The 6,973-nt window shown below is 40.6% G+C and carries 6 protein-coding genes; all 6 read left to right on the top strand.

The window, feature by feature from the left end; translation table 11 throughout:
- Positions 1–177: acyl carrier protein (locus tag GX437_06870; protein NLJ07373.1), on the top strand; the 177-nt coding region annotated here is incomplete at its 5' end.
- Positions 178–338: 161 nt separating this feature from the next.
- A complete protein-coding gene (locus GX437_06865; GenBank protein ID NLJ07372.1) occupies positions 339–1,229 on the top strand; it encodes a ketoacyl-ACP synthase III in 891 nt (296 codons plus the stop codon).
- The gene (locus GX437_06860; GenBank protein NLJ07371.1) at positions 1,226–1,969 is read left to right on the top strand and encodes an SDR family oxidoreductase; all 744 of its coding nucleotides are present in this window, start codon (positions 1,226–1,228) and stop codon (positions 1,967–1,969) included. The genes GX437_06865 and GX437_06860 overlap by 4 nt, the downstream gene beginning before the upstream one ends.
- A 419-nt stretch (positions 1,970–2,388) precedes the next feature.
- Positions 2,389–4,614 (top strand): hypothetical protein, encoded by a 2,226-nt coding sequence (locus GX437_06855; GenBank protein ID NLJ07370.1) that lies wholly within the window; start codon positions 2,389–2,391, stop codon positions 4,612–4,614.
- Positions 4,615–4,712: 98 nt separating this feature from the next.
- Positions 4,713–5,687: a glycosyltransferase family 9 protein gene (locus tag GX437_06850; GenBank protein ID NLJ07369.1), complete on the top strand. Its 975-nt coding sequence runs from the start codon at positions 4,713–4,715 to the stop codon at positions 5,685–5,687.
- A 47-nt stretch (positions 5,688–5,734) separates the two neighbouring features.
- The gene (locus GX437_06845; protein ID NLJ07368.1) at positions 5,735–6,505 is read left to right on the top strand and encodes a dinitrogenase reductase; all 771 of its coding nucleotides are present in this window, start codon (positions 5,735–5,737) and stop codon (positions 6,503–6,505) included.
- The last annotated feature ends 468 nt before the right edge of the window (positions 6,506–6,973 follow it).

Genomic DNA, 6,973 nt, shown 5'->3' with positions numbered 1-6,973 from the left:
GTACTTAAACCTAACAGCCTTTTCAGGGAAGCTTTTAGCTGGAATTCAATTAACGCCCTGATTGTCATAGCTTTAATTCAGACTGAATATGGGGTGGCCATTGATGCGGAAGACCTGCGCAAATCGAAAACTGTGCAGGATCTGTACAATATTGTTAAGGAGAGATATACCGGCTGATGGCTATCTTTACAACATATCATACCGCCATTCGCGGGATATCCTGTGCCGTTCCCAAAAACTGTTTTGACGTTAAGAACTATAAATGGGTTTCGGAAAAAGAGCGTGAACAACTGATAAAAACTACCGGAGTCAGATTTAAAAGAATTGCTCCTTCGGGAATGGCCACCTCTGACCTTGCTTATGATGCCGCAAATTTACTGGTCAGCAGGCTGGGGTGGGAAATGCATGACATTGACATACTGATTTTTATCTCCCAATCACGTGATTATCTTATTCCTGCAACTGCCTGTATTCTGCAGGACAGGCTGGGCATGCCTAAAACTACGCTGGCTCTCGACATCAGTCTGGGCTGTTCGGCTTATGTTTATGGTTTATCGGTAATTTCCTCTATGATGAGTGCCGGAAAACTGAAAAAAGGTTTGCTTATCATGGGCGATACCTCAACCTTTGGCTCTTACCGCGACAAAACGACTTTTCCTTTATTTGGAGATGCAGCCAGTGTAACAGCACTGGAATACGATGAAACGGCTTCTCCCATGCATTTTAACCTGCAGACAGACGGATCGGGCTATGAGGCGATTATCGTTTATGCCGGAGGAGCCAGAAAATTTCCCAATAAAAAATCTCTCGAACAAAGGCAGATTTCGAAAGGCGTATGGCGAAATGAACTTCAGCCTCATCTGGATGGAATAAAAGTCTTTAATTTTTCACTCAGGGAAGTCATACCGAATATCAGGGCTTTGCTCGATTTTACGCAGACCGACATTCAGTCGGTTGATTATTTTGTCCTGCATCAGGCTAACCTGCTGATAAATGAAACTTTGAGGAAAATGTTACGTCAGCCTGCTGAAAAGTGGCCTTATTCCATTACAAAATACGGAAATACCAGCTCAGCATCCATACCACTGACCATAGTTTCGGAGCTGAGAGAGCGTGCGATGCAGCCCATGCGACTGATGCTGACCGGTTTTGGCGTTGGTCTCAGTTGGGGAAGCGTGCTTGTCGATACCAGGCAGATAGTTATTCCTGAAATTATTGAGAAAGAATGAAAAATCAATTAAATGATATGAAACTACTCAATAAAACAATTTTAATCACGGGAGCTTCTTCAGGGATTGGCTGCGAAACGGCTCTTGTTTGCAGCCGCGAAGGTGCCAAAGTAATAATTACCGGAAGGGATGAAAATCGCCTGAATGAAACATTTAAACAACTGGAAGGAGAAGGACACCTGATAATTGCTGCGGATCTCTATCATTTTCAGGATATTGTTAAACTGGTGACGGAATGCCCAACTCTCGATGGCATTGTTCATTCAGCGGGAATAACTGCCCACATGCCTGTGAATTTTATCAATCAGCAGCATCTGAATACCATTATGAAAATCAATTTCGAAGCACCTGTCCTGCTGACTTCCATGCTTTTAAATAAAAAGAAAATCAACAATCAGGCTTCTATCGTTTTTATTTCGTCTATTGCAACCAAACTGACCTATTTTGGTGGAGCCATTTATACTGCCTCAAAATCAGCCCTCGAGTCTTATGCAAAATCACTTTCCCTTGAATTGTCGCAGAAGAAAATCAGGTCGAATGTGATAGCCCCGACATTCGTTAAGACCAAAATGGTGGATGAAACCGAAAAAACCATTTCTCCTGAGTCGCTTGAGCGAATGAAAAGCCTTCATCCTTTTGGATTCGGTGAGCCTCATGATGTGGCATCGGCAGTATTATATTTCCTTTCCGATGAATCTGCATGGGTTTCAGGAGCAAAGCTTGAGATGGGAGGGATTTGAAAAAGATGAATATTAATTATAGCCCAAGGTTTAAACCTTGGGCTATAATTGACATATTGATAATGCATTTATCCATTTTGACCGTGTGTTTATTGATTGAATTTTTTTTGGTTGACCATACGGCAAGTTCCCATATTTTATTGAACGAATGAGACATAATGTACTGTTTTTAATTGATTTTGAAACCGTTGAAACGGTTGATTTTGTGTTGCGTTTTATTCATAGCCCACGGTTTAAACCGCTATGGTTCAAAAGAAAAACAAAATCCCAAAAAGAATAAAATTCTAAAAATGAGATTGCAAATTTAAAATGGGAAAAATTTTCATCTGTGAAATTTTGATAAAACATTGATAATCAAATAATTTAACTTTTGGCAAATCCATTGAATTTTATTCAATGAACAATTAAAATTTACAGCCATGAAGTTAGCAAATATGAACATCCCAAACAAGATTCGCCAGACAGTTCCTGTCATTTTAATTTTCGCTTCTCTGGTCATGAACTCAGTTTTTACGGTTTATTCAACAGATTATGAAACAGTGGCTCAGGGAAACTGGACAAGTACCTCAACATGGAAAAACGGACAGGTTCCGGGTACTACCGTAAATGCAGGCCATACGATTACCATTAAGCACTATGTTACCATGAACGCCAATGTGAACTTAAGCTGCGACATGAATATCGTTTCAGGTGCTTCTCTCATCACTACCTCCTACAAACTGACCCTGAATGCAGCTTCTTTGACCAATCAAGGTACTTTTTATGTAAAATACCTCGACAACAACAGCGGTAAAATTGCCAATTACAATAGTTTTACTGTTACCAACACTACTTCCAATAATTCCGGATCAATCATGTCAAAAGGAGACATCAGCCTTGGAAAGTTTCTGAACAATAACGGAGATTTCAGTGCATCCGGCAGCATTTCATTCTCGGATTATTCTCAGAACAATGGTAACGGAAAAATTGAACTGGCAGATAAAGTCTCTATCGGAACTTCATTTTTATTGAACGATAAATCTTGTCTGTCTATCAATGGAAAAGCCAGCATTGGAACTGGCGTTCAGCTTAATTCAGGAACTTTGGTACTCAAAGGTGATGTGAATTTCAGTGGCACGCTGACGATAAATGGTGCTGAATTAACCAATTATGCAAACACAAACATGACCGGCATTTTTACTTTCAACAGCGGAAAATTGACAAATTACGGAACCATTATTATAAATAACAAGGCATACATGTACAACAATTCAGCAACAGTAACCTATGGCAATATCTATTTTAAAAGCACCCTGACCAATTATTCCAAATCTGTTTCAGTTGAAACCACCGATACCAGCACCGGTAATTTTATTACCTTAAGCACGGTCAGCGGGTATAAAGATATTACCGTCAACCGTCACATTACTCACAGCGGATGGCATTATGTATCTTCTCCTGTCAGCAATGCACAAAGCAATGTTTTCAATGGCGCTGCTCTCTACAGCTACGATGAAACAAAAGGTGCCTGGGTAGCTCACAAATCAGGAGAAAACCTTGTGGTGGGAAAAGGTTATGATGTTTATTACAAAAATAAAAATCAGGTGGTTACATTTACCGGAACAATGAATACCGGCTCAGTTGTCATGAACCTGACCAAAACACTGAGTGGTGGCCAAGGATATAATCTGGTTGGAAATCCTTATCCTGCAGCCATTGACTGGGATGCCGCAACCGGTTGGACAAAAACAAACATCAGCAATGCCATCTACGTATGGGACATGAAAAACAATAACATAGCTGCCTATAACAACAAAGTCGGAACAAACGGTGGCTCCAATATGATCCCTGCAACTTCTGCCTTCTTTGTCATCTGCAACAATACTTTGGGAGGTTCTCTCAAAATGACCGATGCAGTAAAAGTAAATTCCAAACCCAATTTCCGTGAATCAAAACCTGAAAATATTGTCAGGGTAAAACTCAGCAACGGCCTTCGCTATGACGAAACAGTCATCCGCTTTGATGAAACTGCCACTTCCAAATTTGACCATGAATTTGATGCTGAAAAAATGTATTCCTTTGATGCAGCTACTCCGCAGATTTACAGCTTTTCAAAAGAAAATATTGATCTGGCTATCTCTGCCATGAACATGACTTCTGAACCGGTACATGTACAACTGGGCTATATTGCCAATGCAGAAGGAAAATACAGCCTGGATTTTAATTTTGAAAGCTTTGACCCCACTGTCAATGTTTATCTGGAAGATACAGAACTCAACATCATGCATGATCTTCATACCGGTAACTATGTGTTCAATACAGTAACCGGTGAAAATAACAGCCGTTTTATCCTTCATTTTATTCCGGTTCAGATTGTTAACAACAACAGTGGAAATGATACGGTCAATTCAAATGTTTCTGCTATTGAAAATAAAGCTGATAATGGCAATATGAAGATTTACTCGGTCAATAAAAAGATCTATGTTCAGACAGTTTCAGAAAATACATCTGTCAGTGTTTTCAATGTCTCCGGACAGGAAATCTTTTCAGAAAACCTGAAGGGAATTGGTTTGCACAGTATCGACATGCAGGCATACAACGGATGTTTTATTGTCAGAACAATTTCGGGTGAACTGGCTTATTCTGCTAAAGTGATTGTTGACTAAAAAAGGTTGAATGATAGATAAAAGTCCCTGACTCTCCTGAGCAGGGACTTTTTCTTTTCTCTGTTTTTCTGATATTTGCTATCAGAAATTTTAGCTTATTGAACAGCTTTCTCATCATACAGACTGCCTCTGCTGGGGATGTGGTTTTAGCTACTCCACTTCTTGAAAGTATTCATGCCTTTTACCCGGCTGCCAAAATTGATATTTTACTGAAAAAGGGGAATGAATCTCTTTTCGACAATCATCCTTTCCTGAACAGGACGCTGATTTTTGATAAAACCAAAAACAAGCTGATAAATCTTTTTAAACTCATCAGGGAGGTGAGAAAAAGCAAATATGATGTTGTCGTGTGTGTACAACGTTTTTTCAGCACAGGCCTTATTACAGCCTGTTCAGGAGCAGGAATTACTTCAGGCTTCCGTAAAAATCCGTTTTCACCCTTTTTTACCTATGCTTTTCCCCATCAATTTGGGACAAATGACCACTTTATCCATGAAACAGACAGAAATCTGAGCCTGCTAAAACATATTTGCCCTGAAAAACGCTTTTTACCCGCGTTGTATCCGCCTGAAGTTAATCCTACCGATTATGGAATTGAAAAACAGTTTATTACAATATCTCCGGCTTCCCTCTGGTTCACCAAGCAATTGCCTGCTCAGAAATGGAAAAATCTTATCAGTAAATTACCCCATGATTTTCAATGTGTTTTATTGGGAGGGAAAGAAGATGAAAAACTTTGCGTGGAGATAGCTTCTCCATTTGAGCGACAAAAAGTAATCATTCTGGCGGGAAAATTAAGTTTTCTGCAGTCAGCCGGTCTGATGAAAAAGGCAGTGATGAATTATACCAACGATTCGGCACCCATGCATATAGCCTCTGCCGTCAATGCAGCTGTAACGGTTGTTTATTGCAGTACCATACCCGGATTTGGCTTTACTCCGCTTTCTGAAAAATCTTTCATCCTTGAACCCGAAGAAAAGCTGGACTGCCGTCCCTGCGGACTTCACGGACACAGGGCTTGTCCTGAAAAACATTTCAGGTGCGGGAATATTGATCCAGATTTGTATATGTGACGTTTTAAGCAGGTAAATAAAAATGTATGAAGAGCAGATACAAAACCATTTTTGGAGCCGTAGCAGGGGATGTGTTAGGCTCTGTTTACGAATGGAACAATGTCAGGAGGACTGATTTCAACCTCTTTGATGAGGAATGTGACTATACGGATGATACCGTTCTGACCATTGCCGTTGCCGACTGTATTTTACATGGGAAAGATTTTGCCACCACGATACGGGAATATGGCAGAAAGTATCCTGGCAGAGGCTATGGAAGTAATTTTTCAAATTGGCTTTATTCTGATGAAAAAAAGCCCTATGGAAGTTTTGGAAATGGTTCTGCCATGCGCGTCAGTCCGGTTGGTTTTGCATACCATGATCCTGAAACTGTCATGGATGAAGCCAGAAAAAGTGCTGAGGTAACACACAATCATCCGGAAGGCATCAAGGGCGCTCAGGCAGTGGCTTCAGCTATTCTCTTTGCCCGGCAGGGAAAATCAAAAAAGGAAATTAAAGACTTTGTCAGTTCTACCTTTGACTATTCACTCAGTTTTACTCTTGACGAAATCAGGCCAACTTACAGATTCGATGAAACCTGTCAGGGCTCTGTCCCTCAGGCTATAGTGGCTTTTCTGGAAAGTACTGATTTTGAAAATGCTATCCGGCTTGCCATTTCAATAGGAGGTGATAGTGATACCATTGCCTGCATTACCGGAGGGATAGCAGCAGCCTTTTACAAAAATATTCCCGAGAAAATAATTGATTTTGTCAGCAAACGACTTCCTGTTGATTTTCTGAATATTATAGATGAATTTGAGGAAAAATACGGAGGATAAGTCTCAGGTCCCATGCCCATGTGCCGATTTATGATTAAAGATTTTGGATTTACGATTTTCCGCAGTCCCTGTTTCGCATTCCGGGTTTTGCGTGCCTCCCGCATACTTTTGGGCAACGCCATCAGCTCCCCTCTCTTTTTGAAAGAGAGGGGCCGGGGGTGAGTTAGGCAAACAATCCTTATCAAAGCCGCCACACACAATTTACAGGGAAATGGGTCGTCCCTACGGGACTTGTCTCTTTTATTTTGTTGGTATTACCATAAGATCGTCCCTACGGGACTTGAACGGATGTTGATTTTTTGTTTTATAAGACAATTTTAAAATCCGGCAACGCCATCAACTCCCCTCTTTTTTTAAAAGAGAGGGGCCGGGGGTGAGTTAGGCAAACAATCCTTATCAAAGCCATCATTTATCAATTACGAGGAAATGGGTCGTCCCTACGGGACTTGTCTCTTTTATTTTGTTGGT

The sequence above is a fragment of the Sphingobacteriales bacterium genome, assembly GCA_012517435.1.
Classification (GTDB): Bacteria; Bacteroidota; Bacteroidia; order CAILMK01; family JAAYUY01; genus JAAYUY01.
The sequence above is the reverse complement of the archived record's forward strand: the minus strand, read 5'-3'. Positions and strand labels throughout refer to the sequence as shown.